Genomic DNA, 19,520 nt, shown 5'->3' with positions numbered 1-19,520 from the left:
TGGAGGTTTGAAAGTTTCGGGTTTGAGAATGGGATGAATTATACACAGTAAAAAATAATTTATATTGATCTTAAACAAATAGTTAATTTAGCACCTTGCACCTTGCACCTAAAATATTATCCATGAAAAACAACAGTTTTACAGCCACATTGGAAATCATAGGAATTAATCCTTTTGTATTTGTTCCGGAAGAGATTCTGGACAGGATTTTTGATGAATCAGGAAGAAATAAAAGTCCGATTCCGGTAAAAGGAACCATAAACGGGCAGGAATTTAAACAAAACCTGATGAAATATCTGGGTGAATGGAGGCTGTATGTCAATCTTATCATGTTGAAAAATTCCCCGAAGAGAATCGGAGAAATCATTGAAGTTGTTTTGGAATATGATGGTTCTGACAGAAGTATTTCTATTCATCCCCAATTAGAAAAAGCAATTAAAGGAAGTCCTCTGGCAACGGAAAATTTTGAAAATCTAATTCCCTCAAGAAGACATGAACTGGTTCGTTATATCAACAATTTAAAAACCGAAGCCAGCATCCAGCGAAATATCGAGAAAATCATCCGTCATTTACATGGTGAAACAGATTTTTTCGGAAAGATGATTGAATGAGAGAACCTGAAGCTAAAGGAAAATAAGCTTAGAAAGAATCAATGAAGTTGATTTTATCTTTGCTCCCTTAAAATAAAAAGTAAGTAAAAATAAACCTTTGTGTTAAATTGAAGTTAGATATAATAAAAAATACCGGAAGTTTTTCCGGTATTTTATTTTTACTAAGAATTTAAAGCTTTGCTAAGTTTTATAGCGTCCTGATTGGTAGGGTCATACTGTATAGATTTAGCAATATGCTCTTTTGCCTTATTAGGATCTGTCTGCTGTTCTGCAAAGGCAATATAGAAATAAGCATAGGCCAGGTTTTTCTTATTTTGCTCTACTTCTTCCGGTTTTACGGTTGCAATATACTTTTCATAAGCCAGTTTTGCATTGGCATCATCTTTTGCAGACTGATAAGCATAAGCCTGGCTGTAATAAGATGGAGCCCAGTCCGGTAATAGAGCAGAAATTTTCTTCCAGGTATCAATGGCATTAGGCCAGTCTGAAGCTTCCTGATAAGCTGCTGCTAATTTTGCTAAAGATTCTGTATCCTTTGGATTGGCCTCAATCTGTTTTTTAAGACCATCAATTGTTGGATTACTTGTTTGACTCGTTGCTGCCGAAGTCTCCGGTTGAGTCGTTTGTGCGTTTACAAGACTTACACTTCCTGCCAGTATCAAACCTAAAAATAGATTTCTACTATTAATTGTACTCATTTTCATAATCTTATATTTTAAAGTCGAAATCTAAAATTCAATAATAATTCCACAAAATCTTAAATTTTAGAAGCTTTAAGTTTTTTTAGAAAATATTAACGGGAAATATGTTTTTTTTAATTTAATTTTTGATTCGTTAGTCTTTGAAGCTATCTTTGTCATTCATTTTTTTATTAATAAATATAATTTCATCGTATGAATATCATATTAGCTTCAACATCCACCCTTTTTGGAGGTGAATATCTGGAATACTTAAGAGAAGAATTAATTGAACTTTATAAAGGAGTTGACGAAATTGTGTTTATTCCTTTCGCAAGACCAGGTGGAATTTCACATGATAATTATACAGCAAAAGCACGCTCTTTCTTTGAAACCATCCATATAAAAGTAAAAGGTCTTCATGAATTTGAAGATAAAAAAGAAGCCCTTAACCAGGCAAAAGGATACTTTACCGGTGGTGGAAATACTTTTTTATTGGTTAAAACATTACACGAAGAAGGATTGATGTCTGTCCTAAAAGAAAATATATCAGGAGGTAAACCATATCTTGGATGCAGTGCAGGAAGTAATATCGGAGGTCAGAATATGAAAACAACGAATGATATGCCGATCGTATATCCGCCAAGTTTTGACTGTATGGGATTAGTTCCTTTCAATATCAATCCGCACTATCTTGATCCTAATCCGGATCTGAAACATAATGGAGAAACCAGAGAAACCCGTATTCAGGAGTTTCTTACTCAGAATGACATTAAAGTAGTAGGTCTTAGAGAAGGAAACTGGATCAGAAGAACAGCAGATTCCATTACGGTGGAAGGAAATGAGCTGACAAGAATTTTTGAAAAAGGTAAAGAACCTTACGAAATAGAAGCAGGAAGCAGACTTTAATGAACGAAGAAGAGATCAGCCTTTTTGTAGAACGCAATCTGACCAATTTTTCAGTGAACAGTACCGGATGGGAATCATTGATCCGGAAATTGCTCTTTGAATTTGCCATTGCAGGCTGGAATATGGAACACCGTGTTTTTGGAAAGGAAAAATTTGGTGGGTTGAGATGTTATACCTATTCCGAAGACGAAGCACTTAATAATAAGCTTAAAGCGATCAAAGACAAATATTCAGAATTGTCAGTAAAGACTTGTGAAATCTGTGGCAATGAAGGTAAAATGAGAACCATAGATTCCTGGCAGACCACGCTGTGCCTGAATCATTTTCTGGAACAGCAGCCTGTTATTGAAATTGATCATAAACAGAATATCAGGAGAAGTAATAAAACCATTCTGAATATTAAAGAGATTGTAAAAGCCGATCTGGAATATGACCTTCAAAGAATGTGGGTTCATACAAAAGGACAAGAAGAAATGTTTTATTTTTCATGGCAGGAACCTAATTATTATCTGCTTTTAAAAACAATTCCCCTCTCACTTTTTCCGAAAGACAGGCGAAATGAAATTGGAGGGCTATTCCACAGCTTACAGAACTGTGAGATCTGTGGTTATAAAGCTATGTATCAAAAAAACTGTCTGCGCTGTCATAATGAACCATGGAATGAATCCGGATATTTTATAGAAGATTACGGAGAAAAATCAAATTATATAAAAGAATGCCAGATGGATATTTTCATGGATGAAGATGATTACGAAAAGTATTTTACCTATGACCGGTCATTTGAGAAATCTCCTGACCATCAGATTCTTTTCAGTTCCGATGATCTCAGGGAATATGAAAAGCTTTTATTTTAACTATATTTGATTAGAATTTAAATTAATGAAAAAGGTTCAGATACGGGTTGTGAACTCTATTGGAGCCCTTTGCATTCAGACCCAAATAACAATTTCATGAAAAAAACACTTGCTGTTCTCACACTCTCTGTACAGATGGTTACTGCGCAGAATATTGCACAGAAGCTGGATAAAGCAACGAAGGATCTTATGGATTCTTCAGGAGCGGTTTCTTCCAGTTTATCATTTTATGTTTCAGATGAAAATGGCAACTTTATATACGAATATCAGGGAAGTAAAGGGCTTTCTACAGCTTCTACACAGAAAATTTTTACTGCTGGTGCTGCCCTTGAAACTTTAGGCAAAAATTATACTTTTACAACTACTTCAAGCTATTCCGGAAACATCTCCGCAGGAACACTGAATGGAAATCTTTTCATCAGTTCCAATGGTGATCCTACATTAGGAAGCTGGAGATATGACGCCTATAAACCTGAAAATTTTAAAAAGAAGCTGATTGAGGCCATTAAAAACTCAGGAATTACCAAAATATCAGGTGATCTTGTGATTGATGATTCTTATTTTGACCATCAGACGATTCCCGGAGGCTGGCCTTGGGATGATCTTGGCAACTACTACGGAGCCGGTGTGTGGGGAATCAACTGGAAAGAAAACCAGTTTGATATCAATATTAACGGGACAGATTTTAAAAATTTTTCTTATCCTTTAGAAGGAGTAAAATGGCTGAATGATCTGAAAGCAGGCGGCAGTTCTGATCAGAGTCTTATTTTTACCGCACCTCATTCCGAAGTAGCATTGATTAACGGAATGCTTCCGGCAGGAAAAACGGTTACGGTTTCCGGTTCTACTCCTAATCCTCCCTTACAACTGGCAGCGGAGGTAAAGCAATGGCTGAAAGAATCTGGAATTGAGATTTCAGGAAAAACAGTAACGAATTCTCAGCTTGAAATAGAAGGGAAACAAAAATTGGAAGCCCCTAAAAATAATATTCTTTTGACTTACCAATCTCCGACGCTGGATAAAATTGTGTATTGGTTTCTAAGGAAGAGTATCAATCTGTATGGAGAAACATTGATTAAAACCTTAGGAAAAGAGAAAAAAGGGAATTCAAGTTTTAAAAGCGGAGTTTCTTATCTGAAAGAATTCTGGAAATCAAAAGGGATCAATCCTAATATGATCAATTTTGCTGACGGAAGCGGGCTTTCACCACAGAATTATGTAGCAGCAAAAGCAGAAGTACAGGCGCTTTTATATGCTAAAAAACAATCCTGGTTTGATGCATATTACGATGGTTTTCCGGTTCAGGACAATGGGATGAAGATGAAAAGCGGTACAATGAGAGATACTAAATCTTTTGCAGGATATCACACGGCAAAAGATGGCAAAAAATATGTATTTTCGATTATTATCAACAACTACCAGGGAAGTGGAAATGCAGAACTGCAGAAAATTCTGAATGTTTTAAAATAAAAATTAATGAAAAATCGTCCGCTTCTATCAAGAATCAATAATTTTTTCGTTTTTGCGTTGCTTACAGTTGTGGTTGTAGGGCTAATTGTTTCATCTAATTTTCTTATTAAAAACTTAAGAGAAAAAGAAGCTGAAAGAATAAAAGTCTTTGCTACTGCAATCCGAATTCTGCAGGATAATCAGCAAAAAAGTTCAGAGACTCAAGAACTGCTTTTTGCAATACTTACTGAAAATGATCAGATTCCATCAATACTTACAGACGAAAATAAACAACCTTTTTTATTTGAAGGAAGTTCCCGTAATATTGCTAAGGAGATTTTAGCGAATCCTAATGAATTGAACAAGCTTATTACTAAAATGGAAAGCCATTATGATCCTTTTGAAATAGAGGTTGCCAATGGAGATAAACAACTCGTTTTCTATGATAATTCAGAATTGCTTAATAATTTGAGATACTATCCCTATTTTTTAGGATTATTCATATTAGCTTATTTATTGTTTTCGTTTTGGTTTTTAAGAACAATAAAGAAAACTGATGAAGGTTATCTTTGGGCGGGCCTTGCAAAAGAAACAGCCCATCAGATAGGAACACCTTTATCTTCCATGATTGGCTGGATGGAAATTATGAAGTTGGATAATCCTGAATCAGAAGGAGTACACGAGATAGAAAAAGATATTGAACGACTCAGAACCATCTCGGAACGATTTTCAAAAATAGGCTCTATCCCTGAATTGAATGACAGGAATTTCAATGAAACCATTCAGGAGAATTATGATTATTTGAAAACAAGAATTTCCAGAAAGATCAATTTTACACTCAATCTACCTACATATACAGTTCTAGTTCCCCATAATAAAATTCTAATAAGTTGGGTAATTGAAAATTTGATAAAAAATGCTGTGGATGCAATGAAAGGTGAGGGCTCTATTACTTTATCTGTATTTGAAAGGAATAAAAATATTTTAATTGAAGTAAAGGATAATGGAAGTGGAATGACAAAACAACAGTCTATAAATGCTTTTAAACCAGGTTATTCTACTAAGAAAAGAGGTTGGGGACTAGGACTGTCACTGGCTAGAAGAGTAATTCACGAATATCATAATGGAGATATTAAAATTGCCCAAACCGAAGTAGGTAAGGGCACTACTTTTAGAATTATTTTAAAGAAATTAGTTTGATGAATAAACTGGGTTTCCAATAACATTAAAATAGGTGACAGAGCCATCAGACCAGTCAATTGCATAGTATTTACTATATATCATTTGACCTCCAGGAGTGCCTGAGCAATATCCATAAAACATTGTTGTTTTAACTTTGTACCTTCCTCCGTCTAAAAGTCCTCCATAAAAATTAAGCATTTGCTTTCTTGTTAGATTTTTCATAAGTGTGTGTTTTTGTTAACGTTTAAATATAGTATTTTTATTATTTGAATCTAAAATTCACCACTTTTTACAATTAATTTTTATTTTTTATGTCTTTTGTTTTGCAATCATTTTATTTGATTATATAACATTAATATTTAAACTTGAAAAGAAGAATAATTTATTGAACCTAAATAAGTGTCTGGCGTACAAAATGAAATAATAACAGATAGAAAATACTTCTAACTGAAAACTTTTTATAAAAAATAAATCTTATAGTTTTCTGAAAACTATAAGATTTGAATATTTAAGAATATAAGATCAACTTAAAGAAAACAAAAAAGCGGGGAAATTTCCCCGCTTTTTTTATTATTTTTTACCAGTGAGCCACTGTGTCTGTAGTTTCAGTTCTTCCGGTGTTGGATTCGCCTTGAATGTAGGAGTTTCCATTGTCATTTTATCCAGAATAGCCTTTCCTTTCAGTGTCATTTTTTCTTTCTTACCAGCATTATCTCTTAAAATCGTTACTGTAACATCCTGTCCGTCTTTGATGGTTCTTGTATATCCAATAAAATCCTGTATTTTTTTGATATCTACTGTTTTTCCATCCAGAGCAAGTACTTGGTCTGTGATTTTAAATCCTATACTTTTTGCAAAAGGAGACAGTGCAGAGTTTTCGTCAAAAGCAAAAGCATTGGTCTTCTCATCAAAACCTGTTTGGTTCGGGTCTTTGATAAACCAGAAAAGAGGATGGCTTTCCTGTTTTTGGATGTCTACCCCTACCATTTTCAGATATTCTGCGTAAGGAGTCGGCTGGTTTCCGGCAATATATTTATTGTAGAAATCTTTTACCTGAGGATATCCCGTTACCGTTACCAGTTCGTCAATCAGTTTATCATCTTTGAAAGGCTTGTTTTCTCCAAATCTTTGAGACAATTTTCTGATCATATCACGATATCCCATCTCTCCATTGGAAAGCTTTCTAAGCTCAATATCAAGACACATTGCCAGAAGGGCTCCTTTTTCATAAACATTTCTGTACTGATCTTTGTAAGGCTCTACCAATACATTTTTACTCATTACCGTAAACGGCATCGTATCATCGTAACTCTTGGAGTTGGCAATCTTCTCACCAATTCTTTGAAGGAACTGATCTTTATTAATCAAACCTTCCTGAATCTGGAACAGGTTGGCAAAATATTCTGTTCCTCCTTCGTACATCCACAGGTGCTGAGACATTTTCGGATCTGCATAATCGAAATAGTGAATCTCTTCAGAATGGGTCTTCAGAGGATTTACTGTGTGGAAGAACTCGTGAGAAACCACATCGGTAATGGTATTGTCAATAGCATCTTTCGGCATAGCTTCCGGAAGTACTACACTTGTAGATTCATGGTGTTCTAGTGCCCCAAAACCTTTCACTCTAGGCCCGTCACCTCCGGAAAGATAAAGCATGATCGCATACTTTTTATTGGTATTCATATCACCCAGGAATTTCTTCTGAGCAACCACCATTTTTTCCAGATTCTCTTTGAAATCGGCTGCTTTGTATTTTCCTGTTGGAGAATATACTCCCAACACCAGATCCATTCCTCCTGCATTGAAGGTAATATAATCCGGTTTTGTATACATAAGAGGAGAATCTGTCACCTTAGCATAGTTGGCAAGAGTATAGGTGTCTGTAGCATCAGATTTGTCCTGATCTACCAGTGCCGTTGTTCCATAGAAATCTGTTGGTTTCTGAACGATCAGCTGATAAGGAACGTCTTGCATATTATCAATATATCCGATAAACCCGTGAGTATTGATCATATATACTTTACCCGCCTCAATATCTGTTCCTGACGGAGAGAATACGGCCTTATGTTTTGATGTATCTAATTCATCATCAAAACTGTCATTCACAAGATAAGAGATCTTGGAAAGGCCCTGTGCATTTTTCAATGAATAAGTATTATCATTTACTTTAGTGAAAGTAAGTTCTTTTCCTTTATTATCATAAAATTTGATCCCTTCGATGAACCTTCCGTAGTCGTCTACAGAATAAGTACCCGGAACTGTTTTTGGGAAATGAAATTTAACATCCCCGGATTTCATTTTCGGAAATTCCATGGTAACGGCTACTTTATCATCTTTTACATTGACAAGATCAATGGTTGTTTTTATAGACTGAGCATTTGCTAAAAAAGAAGCAAAAATACCAAGACTAAGTACTGTTTTTCTCATTAGGTTTACATTAATAGTTAAATAGTTGCTCTTTTTGTCATTTTGTTACGAAAGAAGTATTAAACTTTTCTTAAAGTTTTAAAATAAAAAGTGAAAAGGCAAATCTGCTGGTGTGCAAATTTGCCTTTTTTCTTTATTTAATATTAGTATAATTGATATAATAATTAGTATTAAGCTCAACCGGACTATTCTTTTTAAGTTTAACGGTCTGCCATTCTTCCGTTGGATTTATGGTTTGATCTCCATTGATAATTATGGGTAATTTCAGATTCTTTACCACATCTGTATAACGGAATTTTAAAGAATCACCATTCTGAGTATATTCCAGAGTAGGAATTTTTATTGTTCTCAGATACTGATCAAAAACGCTGGAGAAATCAATTCCTGATTTTGAGGAGATATAATTTTCAATCTGCTGGGTGGTAACAGTCTGATGATAGAAATCTTTATTCAGCCCTCTCAGAATCTGTCTGAACTTTTCATCATTGTTAATCACCTGTCTTATCGTATGGATCATGTTGGCTCCTTTCGGGTACATATCTCCGCTGCCTTCATTTCTTACTCCGTACTGACCAATAATAGGAACATCATTGTCTATCAATTTCCTGATCCCCTGAACATAGATTTCAGAAGATTTTTTGTCCATATATTTTTCCGTGAAAAGAGTCTCGGAATAGTTGGTGAAACTTTCATGGATCCACATATCAGCCTGGTCTTTTGCTGTAATGTTATTGGCGAACCATTCATGGCCGCTTTCATGAATAATAATGAAATCCCAGTTTAATCCAACTCCTGTCCCTGAAAGATCTCTTCCAAGATAGCCGTTCTGATATTTGTTTCCATAGGCTACATTACTCTGATGTTCCATACCAAGGTGAGGAGACTCTACAAGTTTGTATGAATCTTCATAAAACGGATACGGACCAAACCAGTATTCAAATGCTGAAAGCATAGGTTTTACCTGCTGAAATTGTTTTTTTGCCTTGTCTAGATTATAGTCAAGTACCCAATAATCCAGGTCAAGTTTTCCTTTTTCACCCTCAAATATATCTTTAAAATTTACATATTTTCCTATACTCGGGATAATGGAGTAGGCGTTGATAGGATTTTTAACCTCCCAGGTATAAGTTGTTTTGCTGCCAGTTGTTTTTTTATCAGTTAGTCTGCCGTTACCTACACCTACCAGATCATTAGGAGTTACAATTTTCATAATGATTCCGTTATCAGGTTCGTCGCTCCAGATATCTTTCGTAGGAAGCCATATGGAAGCTCCTATTCCCTCGTCAGCAGCAGTCATCCATGGATTTCCTTTTTCATCCTTAGTAAAAACCCAGCCTCCGTCCCATGGAGCTTTTTTAGCAATGGTAGGTTTTCCGGAATAAGTAACATTGATGGTGTATTTTTCGCCTTTTCTGAATTTTTTATTGGTGGTAATGAAAATAAAGTCTCCATCCTGCTTATAATTGGCAATGGGAAAGCTTCCCTCTACTTTATCAGCTTTCATAGGCTGTTGAAGGTCGATCTGGAAAACAGGATTGGTAACATCTTTGATAATTTCAAAGCTGATGATATTATTTCCTTTAATACTTTTCTGCTCAAAATCCGGTTCTACGGAAAGATCATATTTTTTGACGTCCCAAAAATTCCTGAATTCAGTATTGGAGCCCTTTAAAGTATCCTGTTTGGTGAAAACCTTATCCTTTTCAAAGAACTGTCCGAAAACAAGTCCTGATGCAAATAACAGGGTATATGATAACTTTTTCATTTAAACTTTTATTAATAATCTTTTCAAAAGTATAAAATTAAATCAATAGCACATACTGGAAATACAATTAAATACAGATTTTGGGAAGGCATAAAAAAAGCCCGGTCAATGCCGGGCTGTAAAAATTGTTAGGTTTTATTTTTTGATGAATTTAAGGTTCGTAGTCGTTCCTTTATCTTCAATTGAAATAATATAAGCTCCTGTATTTAATTTGGAAACAGAGATTTTATTATCATTTATCTGGCCGTTCATTACTTTTTGACCTGCCATATTGGTAATGATAAACTGAGCTTTCGATGAAATCTGAGTTACATTTAATACATCACTTGCCGGGTTAGGGTAGATCTGAATTGCGCTCTTGTCTTTCACGGTTTCATTTGTGGAAAGCTGTTGCTGGATCAATACTGGATAATCCTCAACTTCACCATACTGTTGGTTGCTGCAACCGCTGTTTGGCTGGCTTTCATAGCCTAGTACAACTCTCATAATTACATTTCCTCCGGTATAAGCATTTGCAGGTACTGAGAATGTTCCGGAAACAGGTGTTGCAATACTAGGTGCGCTGGTGTAGATGACTTCAGAAGAGGAGAATACTCCGTCTCTGTTGAAATCTATCCATGCTGTTACTCCGTCATTGTACTGAGAACCTGTCCATCCTTTGCTGATGCTTACATTGTTTCCTGAAGATCCGGCCATAAGAGTGATTAGTTTAGATGGATCTGCAGTATAATCTGTATAAGGTGTATTGCTGCTGCTATTCGAGACAGGGCCCACTCCTGCAGCGGTTACTGTAACATTGGAGATGTATTCGTCAGCTGCATTTGTTCCGGTAATGGAGCATTTAGCAAATGAAGCCGTTGTGAAATTTGTTGATGCAGAATAAGAACCCACAGAAGATCCGCACACATTAGCTATCTGTACTTCATATTGAGTGGCTTCTGTAAGACCTGAAATGTTATAAGAGTTTGTTGAAACAGGAACAGTAGTCCATGTAGCTGTTCCTACTTTTCTATACATTACAGAATAAGTTGCTCCTACTAACGCTGTCCAGTTTACAGATGCTGAAGTTCTTGTAATCCCTGTTACCGTAATCCCTGCCGGAGCAGATGTTGTACAGGCACTGGCAGATGCAGAAACAGTAGCATTTCCAACTGCGTAGAATACATTATCAATGGCACTTACTCTGATTTTTACACTGGCACCTGTTGCTAAAGAAGAGAACGAAAACGGCTCGGCTCCGTCATTAGGTGTGGAAGCATTAATTACCGTCCATGTAGTTCCATTGTCTGTAGTATAGTCTAATTTAACGTTCTGTACATTATATGGTGCGTTATTCGTGTTTACTACATCCCAGGTAACAGCTCCTGGTGTATTATTGTAAACTGTGGTTGAAGTTACTTTGAAAGGACCTTCATTTCCTATATCCACTTTCATCAGACTGCTCTGCGTCTGCTGCTGTGCAGCATCCGGATTATTGTCTCTTACCGTTACCTTGAAATTCATTGTTCTCGGAATATTAGAAACGGTTTCCCAATCAGCAGCACTTGTAAGCACACCATTAAGAACATTTGACAATTTAGGGAAATAACGTGTAGGAGAATTTGTAGGCATTATAGATCTGAAATTTGCCCCATTATTTCTGGTTGCACTTACCGGCCCAAAAGTAGAAGTAGCCAGATCATATTGTTCCCATGTGTAAGTCATTGGATCATTTTGTGTATCTACTGCTGAAGCTGTTAACACAAAAGCTGTTCCTTTAGGGATCATTTTATTAGCCATTGGCTGTATTGAAGGAGGTGTATTTGCTACCGCTGTAATAGTACCACAGTCTTGGGAATTGACATAGGTTCCTACTTCTTCAATATTTTTGGTATGAAAATATGCATCAGAATGCATCTGAACATTATAGTTGGTAATACCGGCATATCCCATAATTGTAGATCCGGATCCCGGCTCCATATGAGCGCCATGCAAAGCTATAGACATAGTATGTGCTGCACCAAATTGGTGGCCAATTTCATGCGCTACGAAATCTATATCATAATTGTCTCCGAATGGCTGATCCGGAGTGGAAGGTGATGTAATACCTGCTCCTTTAGAAGTTGCATCATTGTTGTTTGCAGGATTTCTGCAGACATTTCCTACATCTCCTGCACTTCCGCCACCCCCTCTATGGCCAAAGAAATGTCCTATATCATAGGCGGCGTTACCTACACCGGCAGTATTGGAAAGGGTTTGCTGAAGCTGTAGATTCCATGCACTTGGAGCGCTATATGATCCGTTTGGATTGGTAATTACATTAGAATAGGGGTCAGTCGTTGGATCTGCAAATATAAGTTGTGGAAGATCCTGTACAATCATATGGATTCCAAAATCTTTTTCAAAGACACCATTTACACGGTTCATTGTTGCATTAATACGGGTTGCAGCCTGAGGAACACCTCCGGCAAGCTGAGTATATTCACCGTTTACGGAGATGGCAATTCTGTAGGTTCTGTATTTTTGTTCATTACTTTTATTAGAGTTGCCTAGGCCTTTTAAAACGTTTTTTGTTTTAAGCAGCTTATTCATCTCCTTTTTTACCTTTTCAGGTTCAGAAGTTCGGCATTCAAAAGGATCTTCGTGAGATTTGTTGGATTTGAAAAAGACTCCATATACATCCTTTTCTTTGTTTATAGGTTCTATAAATTCGTACTTTCCTGTATCGGTATTGAATACCATAGATTGGAAGTCGTTCGGAGCAGTGCTGAATCTTATTTGTTTATGAGGATTATCCAGTCCTATCCCTGAATAGGCACCTAATTCATACCTTTCCGCCATTGCTTTTTCTACTACCGGCGAGCTGTATACTGAAAACCTTTCAATTTTTCCGTCCGCAGTAGGGATAGAAACAATTACCGGGTTTCCTCCTTGTCCTGCTTCAGGAGCATTCTTGAGTTGATTTCTCAATGCGGACAGATCAAATTTGTAGGCATATTCTACCTTAACTTCTTTTCTTACCGGTGTGATTTTTTCCGAGACCGGTTCCCAGCGTTGTGCCTGTAAACCGCTTAGACTTAAAGCTAGCGCACACACAAAAATAATTTTCTTTTTCATATATATTATTGATTGAAGTTGAATTTTTTAAAGATAGTATATTTTATTAAAAAAAATATTACCAATGTGGTGTTAATTGTTCCTAACTTTATATTATTAGTTAAATTTTATCATTGGTTTAAATTAAATTAAGAATAAATATAATTAAGGTTGATATTTTTATATAAAATAAGCGCTACCATTCGGGCGAATAGTAGCGCTTAGGCTTTTTATTAGTAAAAGATACTGATTATTTCTGTACTGCCGGAAGATTTCCGTTGCTTTTTTGTACTTTTTTATAAGTGAAAGTACACATCATGATACTGAATTCATAGAGAATAAGCAGTGGGAATGCAGCCATCAGCATACTTAAAACGTCTGCCGGAGTAATGATTGCTGCAACTACCATAATCAAAACAATAGCGTGGCGACGATATGTTTTCATAAATGTTGGAGTAAGAATTCCGATACTGGTAAGGAAATAGATCAGAATTGGAAACAGAAAAATAACCCCCATCCCTAAAACTACCTGTAAAAATAAAGTGGTATAATCACTTAAGTCATAAAGCGGAACAATAATGTCGGAAATCTTAAAAATAACCCCAAAGTTAACCGCGAACGGAAGGATTAAAAAATAACCGCACATCACTCCGGTCATGAAAAGAATCCATACCGCATTAATAATATAAATGGAATTTTTTCTCTCCCTCGGATGTAAAGCAGGACCGATAAAACGCCACAACTCCCATACAATATAAGGAAACGCCGCTACCATTCCTCCAAAAATAGAAACAGCCATCATTACATTGAACTGCTGATACAATCTCTGTACACGAACAGGGAAGTCTTTGGGAAGGTGAATACTGTCCTCCCCAAGAATCATTCTTGAAAAATGATTTACAATTCTGAAGGTTGGAAAATCATTTCTGGTAGGTCCAAAAAAAACATGGTCCATAATCCAGTTGATATTAAAACCAACCACAAAAGCAGCAATTATGATAGCAATAATCGAACGGATCAGATGCCCTCTTAATTCTCCTATATGCCCAAGAAAGGACATGTCTTTACCATCACTCACAGAATAAAATTTTTAAAGCGCAAATTTATAAAAAAAATGACAGAAGAGAGAGTCTGCAGGTTATTAGTTAGATTTTACTTTCAATCTGCAAATTATCTATCATTCACTAATTTCTAATTAATTCCCTCGTCCAGCAGTTTATGCAGATCTATAATTCCGAAATATTTTCCGTTTTCCGTTACAATAAGCTGGCCGATATTGTTTTCTTTCAGCGTTTTCATGGCTTCTTTGGCCAACGCATCTTTCTCAATAGTTCGCGGGTGGGAAGACATAATATCTTTAGCCAATACTTTACTGATATCTTCTCCTTTCATCAGCATTCTTCTCAAATCCCCGTCTGTGATGACACCAATGATCTGATCAGAGTTAGTAACTACTGTGATTCCATGGCTTGATGCACTGATGGAGATAATGACATCTCTTATTGATGAATCTTCCGCAACCTGAGGCTTTTGAGAAGAAAGAAACTGTTCTACCTTAGAAGTAAGGTTTTTCCCTAAGCTTCCTCCGGGATGGAATTTGGCAAAATCATTAGCCTTGAAATCATTCAGCTCCATTAAAGCAACAGCCAAAGCATCTCCCAAAGCCATTTGGATAGTAGTAGAACTGGTAGGTGCCAGTTTATTCGGACAGGCTTCAACGTCAACGTGAGTATCTAAAATAACTTCAGAAAATTCTGCCAGTTTACTCTTTTTATTTCCCGTCATTCCGATCAGAGCAGACGAATAATCTTTTAAATAAGGAACAAGATTGGCAATTTCAGGAGAATTTCCGGAATTTGAGATACATAAAACAACATCCTGTTTCTGAATTACTCCCAGATCTCCATGGATAGCTTCCGAAGCATGAAGAAACTGTGAAGGGGTTCCCGTTGAGTTTAAGGTAGCTACAATTTTATTGCCTACATGGGCTGATTTCCCAATTCCTACGACAATAAGCTTTCCTTTTGCCGAGTTGATGATCTCTACTGCCTGCGCAAATTGGTCATCAATTCTGTTTTTTAATTTTTCGAGTTCAGAAATCTCTATTTCTAAAGTGGTTTTTGCAATTGATATAATATTGGTTCTATCCATTTTATAATGATAAGGTATACAAAAAAGTTCTTTAAAAACGTTATATTTTAAAAAGAATATTTAATATAAGTTTTATTTTTTATAAATTCGTTCGCTTTTATTTTAAGCAGAATTTTTATAACTTTGGGTGTGATGCAAATTTAGCAATAGAAAATTAGATGAGCGCAAAAAAAGCCAATTTATCAGGCGAATTGAAAAAGTATTTTGGGTTTTCTACATTTAAGGGCCAGCAGGAACAAATTATAGACAACCTCTTGAATGGGAAGGATATATTTGTTTTAATGCCTACAGGTGGTGGGAAATCATTATGTTATCAGCTTCCGGCACTTATTTCGGAAGGTACGGCAATCGTCGTTTCGCCCTTGATAGCGTTGATGAAGAATCAGGTAGATGCAGTGAACGGACTTTCATCTGATGATGGGGTAGCACATGTATTAAATTCCTCATTAAACAAAACGCAGACCAAGCAGGTTTTTGACGATATTAAAAGCGGAAAAACAAAACTTCTGTATGTAGCTCCTGAATCATTAATAAAAGATGATTACCTGGATTTTTTGAAAGATGTGAAAATTTCTTTCTTTGCTATCGACGAGGCCCACTGTATTTCAGAATGGGGGCATGATTTCAGACCGGAATACAGAAATCTGAAACAGATTATAGACAGAATCGCCAATGTACCGGTGATTGCTTTAACGGCTACTGCTACTCCTAAGGTTCAGGATGATATCCAGAAGACTTTAGGAATGACTAACGCATTGGTGTTCAAAGAAAGTTTCAACCGTCCTAATCTATATTATGAAGTATGTCCTAAAATCAATATAGATAAGGAAATCGTTAAGTTTATCAATCAGCATAAAGGAAAATCAGGAATTGTATATTGCCTGAGCCGAAGAAAAGTTGAAGAATTTGCCCAGCTTCTGCAGGTAAACGGAATCAACGCACTTCCTTACCACGCGGGTCTTGACCAAAAAGTGAGAGTCGCCAATCAGGATAAATTTCTGATGGAAGAAGTGGATGTAATTGTTGCCACCATTGCTTTTGGGATGGGAATTGATAAGCCGGATGTACGTTTTGTGATCCATTACGACTTCCCAAAATCATTGGAAAGCTACTATCAGGAAACCGGAAGAGCGGGAAGAGACGGAGGAGAAGGCCACTGTCTGGCATTCTATGATCCTAAAGATATTGAAAAATTAGAAAAATTTCTGGCACAAAAACCCGTTTCAGAAAGAGAAATCGGATTGCAGCTTTTAAATGAAGTGGTAGGTTATGCTGAAACTTCAATGAGCAGAAGACAATATATCCTGTATTATTTTGGAGAAAGTTTCGATCCGGTAAAAGGAGACGGAGCCAATATGTGTGATAACTCATCCAATCCTCCAAAAGTAAAGGATGCTACTGCAGATTTAAAAAAATCACTGGAACTCATTAATGATACAGGAGAGAAATTCAAATCTAAAGATCTGATTTCCGTTATTGTAGGGAAAGAAAATGCAGTGACAAAATCTTACAAACTTGAACAAAGTTCTTATTTTGGCTTTGGAAAAGAAGAAAAAGATAATTACTGGAAAACAATCCTGAGACAGGCAACCGTTCAGAATTTTTTACAAAAAGATATTGAAACTTACGGTGTTTTAAAGATTACAGAAAAAGGGAAAACCGTCCTGAATGGTACTTCTAAAGACGTATTTTTAATTGCTGAAGACAGAGAATTTGATCTTACCCAGGCAAAAGCTGAAAGCGATCAGGTACAGCAGCAGGCTGGCGGAGGTATGGATCAGAACCTTTTTAATCTGTTGAAAGAACTGAGAAAGAAAGTGGCCAAAAAACATGGAATTCCACCATATACCGTATTTATGGATCCAAGTTTGGAGGATATGACCGTTCAGTATCCGATTACAGTAGAGGAAATTACCAAAATCTATGGAGTAGGCGAAGGAAAAGCTAAAAAATATGGGAAAGAATTCGCTGATTACATCAAAACATATGTAGAAGACAATAACATAGAACGAACTCAGGATATGGTACTGAAGCAGGTGGCCAATAAATCAAGCCATAAAGTTTTCATTATCCAGAGTACTGATAAAAAGATTGACCTTGAAGATATTGCAAGAGCCAAAAACCTTTCTATGGATGAACTTCTGAAAGAAATGGAAAGGATTGTATATCAGGGAACAAAACTGAATATCGACTATTATATTGAAGATAACTTTGACGAAGACATCGTAGACGGATTCATGGAGTTTATGACCGAATCTGAAAGTGACAGTATGAAGGTATTACTGGATGAATTCGGGGATGAACTGTCTGATGAAGAAGTAAGAATGCTGAGGATTAAATTTATCAGTGACGTAGCAAATTAATATGATTTTAAACAATAACGAGATAATTTTAAAAGAAATTCTTCCAGGGAAGAGTTTCTTTTTTAATATGACAGAAAAGCTGAGAACAGCCTTTTCTATATTTTATTTAGCAATTGGAATATTTTTTATTATGAGCTTAAGCTCCACTTTTGGGCTTTTTTCAATAATAGGAATTGGAATTTTTTGTAATGCCTTGTACATTACTTTTTTCAGATGGATTTTAAAATATCGGAGACTGAAAAAAAATTATTATGTAATTACAAATCAAAGAATAGCTATTGTTGAAAAGGCAAATGGAAAGATTTTAAAATACAAAGAATTAAATGAAATAGATCAGGTGAATGCTGAAATGAATTCAAAATATTTTGGCAACATCATCTTTGGAGAGCCAGAAAGTATGTTTGGCAAAGATGATGAGAATTTCTCTTTTTTTAGAAGAAGAGGAGTCAATTTTGCTGAAGATAAATATGCATTTATAAGTGTGGAAAATATTAACGAAATCATCCCTTTATTTAACGATTTGGGCTTGAATGTTAATAAAACTTTTTACTAACTTTACACTGATGAAAAAAATATCTGTCATATTTATTCTGCCGGACTTAGAAACCGGGGGTGCAGAAAGGATTGTTACTACTATAGCGAATCATCTTTCCAGAGATCGGTTTGAGCCCAAGATTTTGCTGTTACGTAAGAAAGGCGGATATTTGAATTTTCTGAAAAAAGACGTCGAAATTATCGATATCAATACCGAAAGGATAAGACATTCTTTAAAGCCCATTTTAGGAGAAATCTACAGAAGAAAACCAGATATTGTTTTCTCAGGTTTCGGAGAAGTGAATGCTTATTTGTCCCTATTTATCAAACTCTTTCCAAGAACTAAATTCATTGCCCGGGAAACCAACGTCGTTACCCAGCATGTTACCCGTAAAGAGATTAAATTTTTCTATAATTTTTACAATAATTATCAGAAAATCATTGCTCAGAGTGATGATATGATGACGGATCTTGTTGATAATTTTAATATTAAAAAGAAAAAAATTGTCAAGATCAATAATCCTGTAGATTTTGATTTTATTGAAGATAAAATGGCACTCTCTTTAAAACCCGAATGCTTCAAATATAATTATAAAAATGTAGTAGCTATTGGCAACTTGTCATCCAGAAAAGGGTTTGATAATCTGTTGAAGGTTTTTTCCAGACTGAAGAATGAAAACATTCTGCTTCATATTTTGGGTGATGGAAAAGATAAAGAACTCTTACATCAGACCAAAGAACTTTTAGGATTAAAAAAAGTGATTTTTCACGGCAGACAGGATAATCCCTACCAATATCTGAAATATGCAGATTTATTTGTCCTTTCTTCAAGATACGAAGGATTTCCGAATGTACTTCTGGAAGCGGGAGCCTGCGGAACTTATTCGCTGGCCAACAACTGCCCGGGAGGAATCAATGAAATTATCCAGCATAATGTAAATGGTGAAGTCTCCAATATTGAAAACTATGATGGTTTTGCCCAGCAGATTGTAAAAGTACTGCAGAATAATTATAATAGAGATGCGATAAGAAACTCAATTAAATCCAGGTTTTCAAAGAATATTATTTTGGATAAATACGAAAAGGTATTGCTGGATCTAATGAAGTAGTATTGCCATTCTATTTGCCTTATGGAGTATTATTTTCTTAGATTTGGGGTGATAAAATAGACTATAATGAATAAAATCCCGAAAATAGGATGCGCTTGTGAAAAACCAGACTTCAATTATACAGAATTTAGAAGCTCAGAATTAGGTATAGATCATACTAACGGAAGATACGGCGAAGTTTCTATTCAACAGTGCAAATTGTGTCAGAGAATATGGATTCATTATTTTGTAGAAAATGAAAGTTTTTCCAAGTCAGGAAGATGGTACAAAGGAATTGTTTCTAAAAAAGACCGTTCACAGATAACCCCGGAAAATGCAGTAGAGTACCTGGAAAGCCTTGAATGGTATGTATACGGTGGTTCTTTTTTTGATAGTACAGGTACATTTGGACAAGGAAAATTGAATGTATAATAT

16 protein-coding genes are annotated in these 19,520 nt (G+C 35.7%); 9 read left to right on the top strand and 7 right to left on the bottom strand.

The genetic code is table 11. The annotated features are described in order from the left end of the window. Positions 1-122: 122 nt before the first annotated feature. Positions 123-611, top strand: coding sequence for a YdeI/OmpD-associated family protein (locus FW780_RS04915; RefSeq protein ID WP_149832467.1), 489 nt, complete (start codon positions 123-125; stop codon positions 609-611). Between the two features lie 161 nt (positions 612-772). On the opposite strand, the gene FW780_RS04910 is transcribed toward FW780_RS04915, so the two are convergent. Next, on the bottom strand, positions 773-1,315 hold the full coding sequence (locus FW780_RS04910) for a tetratricopeptide repeat protein (protein ID WP_149832466.1): 543 nt from the start codon (positions 1,313-1,315) through the stop codon (positions 773-775). 189 nt (positions 1,316-1,504) lie between these two features. Between FW780_RS04910 and pepE the strand changes: the two genes are divergently transcribed. The 4 genes from pepE to FW780_RS04890 all read left to right on the top strand — a co-directional run bounded on the left by pepE (position 1,505) and on the right by FW780_RS04890 (position 5,700). Then, the gene (gene pepE, locus FW780_RS04905) at positions 1,505-2,197 is read left to right on the top strand and encodes a dipeptidase PepE (RefSeq protein WP_149832465.1); all 693 of its coding nucleotides are present in this window, start codon (positions 1,505-1,507) and stop codon (positions 2,195-2,197) included. Then, entirely contained in the window at positions 2,197-3,051 is an 855-nt protein-coding gene (locus FW780_RS04900) for a hypothetical protein (protein ID WP_149832464.1), read from the top strand. The genes pepE and FW780_RS04900 overlap by 1 nt, the downstream gene beginning before the upstream one ends. Before the next feature lie 96 nt (positions 3,052-3,147). Further along, positions 3,148-4,521 carry a D-alanyl-D-alanine carboxypeptidase/D-alanyl-D-alanine endopeptidase gene (gene dacB, locus FW780_RS04895; protein WP_149832463.1) on the top strand — a complete coding sequence of 458 codons (1,374 nt, stop codon included), beginning with the start codon at positions 3,148-3,150 and terminating at the stop codon, positions 4,519-4,521. A 6-nt stretch (positions 4,522-4,527) separates the two neighbouring features. Beyond that, positions 4,528-5,700 carry a sensor histidine kinase gene (locus FW780_RS04890; RefSeq protein WP_149832462.1) on the top strand — a complete coding sequence of 391 codons (1,173 nt, stop codon included), beginning with the start codon at positions 4,528-4,530 and terminating at the stop codon, positions 5,698-5,700. On the opposite strand, the gene FW780_RS04885 is transcribed toward FW780_RS04890, so the two are convergent. The 6 genes from FW780_RS04885 to FW780_RS04860 all read right to left on the bottom strand — a co-directional run bounded on the left by FW780_RS04885 (position 5,692) and on the right by FW780_RS04860 (position 15,100). After that, complete coding sequence (locus FW780_RS04885) at positions 5,692-5,904, bottom strand: hypothetical protein (protein ID WP_149832461.1); 213 nt, start codon at positions 5,902-5,904, stop codon at positions 5,692-5,694. The genes FW780_RS04890 and FW780_RS04885 overlap by 9 nt on opposite strands. A gap of 348 nt (positions 5,905-6,252) precedes the next feature. Beyond that, complete coding sequence (locus FW780_RS04880; RefSeq protein WP_149832460.1) at positions 6,253-8,109, bottom strand: M61 family metallopeptidase; 1,857 nt, start codon at positions 8,107-8,109, stop codon at positions 6,253-6,255. 133 nt (positions 8,110-8,242) lie between these two features. Further along, complete coding sequence (locus FW780_RS04875; RefSeq protein WP_149832459.1) at positions 8,243-9,874, bottom strand: M1 family metallopeptidase; 1,632 nt, start codon at positions 9,872-9,874, stop codon at positions 8,243-8,245. 135 nt (positions 9,875-10,009) lie between these two features. After that, positions 10,010-12,970 (bottom strand): reprolysin-like metallopeptidase, encoded by a 2,961-nt coding sequence (locus tag FW780_RS04870; RefSeq protein ID WP_149832458.1) that lies wholly within the window; start codon positions 12,968-12,970, stop codon positions 10,010-10,012. Positions 12,971-13,199: 229 nt separating this feature from the next. Beyond that, a complete protein-coding gene (gene tatC / locus FW780_RS04865; RefSeq protein ID WP_174774443.1) occupies positions 13,200-14,027 on the bottom strand; it encodes a twin-arginine translocase subunit TatC in 828 nt (275 codons plus the stop codon). A gap of 113 nt (positions 14,028-14,140) precedes the next feature. Then, entirely contained in the window at positions 14,141-15,100 is a 960-nt protein-coding gene (locus tag FW780_RS04860) for a KpsF/GutQ family sugar-phosphate isomerase (protein ID WP_142718065.1), read from the bottom strand. Positions 15,101-15,258: 158 nt separating this feature from the next. Between FW780_RS04860 and recQ the strand changes: the two genes are divergently transcribed. From recQ to FW780_RS04840, 4 genes are all read left to right on the top strand, one after another. Beyond that, positions 15,259-17,463: a DNA helicase RecQ gene (recQ, locus tag FW780_RS04855; protein ID WP_149832457.1), complete on the top strand. Its 2,205-nt coding sequence runs from the start codon at positions 15,259-15,261 to the stop codon at positions 17,461-17,463. A 1-nt stretch (position 17,464) separates the two neighbouring features. Further along, positions 17,465-18,016, top strand: coding sequence for a hypothetical protein (locus tag FW780_RS04850; RefSeq protein WP_149832456.1), 552 nt, complete (start codon positions 17,465-17,467; stop codon positions 18,014-18,016). Positions 18,017-18,026: 10 nt separating this feature from the next. After that, positions 18,027-19,106, top strand: a complete 1,080-nt coding sequence (locus tag FW780_RS04845; protein ID WP_149832455.1) for a glycosyltransferase — start codon at positions 18,027-18,029, stop codon at positions 19,104-19,106. Positions 19,107-19,172: 66 nt separating this feature from the next. After that, entirely contained in the window at positions 19,173-19,517 is a 345-nt protein-coding gene (locus tag FW780_RS04840) for a hypothetical protein (RefSeq protein WP_149832454.1), read from the top strand. Positions 19,518-19,520 lie beyond the last annotated feature (3 nt).

Origin of the sequence: Chryseobacterium sediminis, assembly GCF_008386505.1 — a bacterium.
GTDB classification, from domain to species: Bacteria; Bacteroidota; Bacteroidia; order Flavobacteriales; family Weeksellaceae; genus Chryseobacterium; species Chryseobacterium sediminis.
This window is presented reverse-complemented; position numbering and strand designations above follow the sequence as displayed.